General features: G+C 67.7%; 4 protein-coding genes. All 4 read left to right on the top strand.

The features are described from left to right. Window positions 1-206 precede the first annotated feature (206 nt). Window positions 207-716 carry an SH3 domain-containing protein gene (locus B4A72_RS04845; RefSeq protein ID WP_292954229.1) on the top strand — a complete coding sequence of 170 codons (510 nt, stop codon included), beginning with the start codon at window positions 207-209 and terminating at the stop codon, window positions 714-716. Window positions 717-718: 2 nt separating this feature from the next. Then, window positions 719-1,540 (top strand): SDR family NAD(P)-dependent oxidoreductase, encoded by an 822-nt coding sequence (locus B4A72_RS04840; protein WP_292954232.1) that lies wholly within the window; start codon window positions 719-721, stop codon window positions 1,538-1,540. Between the two features lie 27 nt (window positions 1,541-1,567). Next, window positions 1,568-1,768 (top strand): twin transmembrane helix small protein, encoded by a 201-nt coding sequence (locus tag B4A72_RS04835; RefSeq protein WP_292954235.1) that lies wholly within the window; start codon window positions 1,568-1,570, stop codon window positions 1,766-1,768. After that, window positions 1,768-2,072: ATP:cob(I)alamin adenosyltransferase (locus B4A72_RS04830; RefSeq protein WP_292978173.1), on the top strand; the 305-nt coding region annotated here is incomplete at its 3' end. The genes B4A72_RS04835 and B4A72_RS04830, both read left to right, overlap by 1 nt.

The following is a 2,072-nucleotide window of genomic DNA, read 5'->3' as shown; positions in this document are numbered from 1 at the left end:
CCCCGCCCCTTGCAACCCGGCACGAACGTTCCATGACGGCAGGATGCGGTGAATCGCGGAACGCTTGCCGCCCGCGGGGCGGGGTTGCGCCCTTCGCCGGCTCTGCGGATCGGCAAAAATGGGAACGGGCGCCCGGAATCGGGCGTTCGGGTGGCGGATCGTTTATCGGGGCCGCGCAAGAGGTCATCCGGAAACAGGGTAGGGATATGGTCAGACTTGGTGTGTTCTTGGTGGTGACGCTGATCGGGCTGTATCTGGTCATGCTGGTCTTTGGTTCGGGCGATCTGCGTGCGGGGCGCGACGGGCCGCAGCCCCGGGCAATCGCGCCCGAAAAGCCCGATCCTCGGGCCGAGGCGCGCAGGGATCCCGCTCCCCGGCCCGCCCCCGAGGTCGTCGAGGCAGCCGCGCAGACCCCGCAGAAGGTGCAGGAATTTCCCGGCCCGCCGCTGCAACCTTCGCCCGAATATGCGGGACGGACACCACAGGATCCGGCGCAGGCCCCGCCCGGCACGCAGGGGCCGGTCTTCTATGTCACGGGCAACCGGGTGAATTTCCGCGCCGGTCCCTCGACCGGCGACCGGGTGATCGGGTCGCTTTCGCAAGGGGCGGCGGTCGAAGTCCTGGGTCCGACCGATGACGCCTGGATCAACATTCGCGATTCCGACGGCCGCGTCGGCTATATGTCCGCGCAGTTTCTCAGTCAGGCGCGGCCCTGATCATGGCGGGACGGGTGCTGATCACCGGCTGTTCGTCCGGCATCGGTCTGGATGCCGCGCGTCGGATGCAGCAGGAAGGCTGGCAGGTCGTGGCCACCTGCCGCAAACCCGGCGACATCAGCGCCCGCCAGGCCGAAGGGATGGAATGCCACCACCTGGAACTGGCGGATCCGGACAGCGTCCGGGCGCTGGTCGCGGACGTGCTGTCGGGCGGCCCAGTGGACGCGCTTGTCAACAACGCCGCCTTCGCCCTGCCCGGCGCGGTCGAGGACATGCCGCGCGGCGCCCTGAGCGCGATCTTCGAGACAAACCTGTTCGGCACCCACGATCTGAGCGTTCGCCTGATCCCCCATTTCCGCCGGCGCGGCGTCGGGCGGATCGTCAATATCAGTTCCGTCCTCGGGCTGATCGGCATTCCCTGGCGCGGCCCCTATGTAGCGACGAAATTCGCGCTGGAGGGCCTGACCGACGTGCTGCGGCTGGAAATGCAGGGCACCGGCATCCGCGTGATCCTGATCGAGCCCGGCCCGATCGCCAGCCGCATCCGCGAAAACGCCATCCCCCATTTCGAGCGTTGGGTGAACTGGCAGGACAGCCCCCGCGCCGATCAATACCGCGCAAGCCTGCTCAAGCGGCTCTATGAACCCGCGGGCAAGGATCGGTTCGAATTGCCGCCCTCGGCGGTCAGCGACAGGATCGTCCATGCGCTGACCTCGGACAGGCCGCGCCCGCGCTACTATGTCACGACGCCGACATGGATCTCGGGCTTCGGGCGGCGGCTGATGCCCACGCGGGCTCTGGACTGGTTTGCCCGCCGGGGCTAGGGTCGCGCCCGAAAGGTGGACAAGCTCATGCGGGACGGACCTCTCTTCTATATCGTGGTGCTGGCGATGCTGGTGGTGCTGGGCATCCTCGCCACCGGGATCGGCGGTTTCGCGCGCGGCGGCGAATTCAACCGCAAGCACGGCAATCGCCTGATGCGATGGCGGATCATCGGCCAGGCGATCGCCGTTGCCCTGATCCTGCTGTTCATCTGGCTGAGGTCGCGCTGATGGTTGTCCTGAACCGGATCTACACCCGCACCGGCGACAAGGGCGAAACCGCCCTGTCCGATGGCAGCAGGGTGGCAAAACATGACGCCCGCGTCGCCGCCTACGGCACCGTGGACGAACTGAACGCGACCCTGGGCCTGTGCCGCCTGCACGCGGCCGATGGCATGGCCGACCGTCTGGCCATGATCCAGAACGACCTGTTCGATCTGGGCGCGGACCTGTCGCGGCCGGATATCGGGGCGGACGATCAGGCGGATCATCCCGTGCTGCGGATCATCGACGCGCAGGTCGCGCGCCTCGAAAC

Origin of the sequence: Paracoccus sp. UBA5162 (assembly GCF_002413585.1) — a bacterium.
GTDB lineage: Bacteria > Pseudomonadota > Alphaproteobacteria > Rhodobacterales > Rhodobacteraceae > Paracoccus.
Note: the sequence above shows the minus strand (reverse complement) of the source record. Positions and strands in the feature narration are given on the sequence as shown.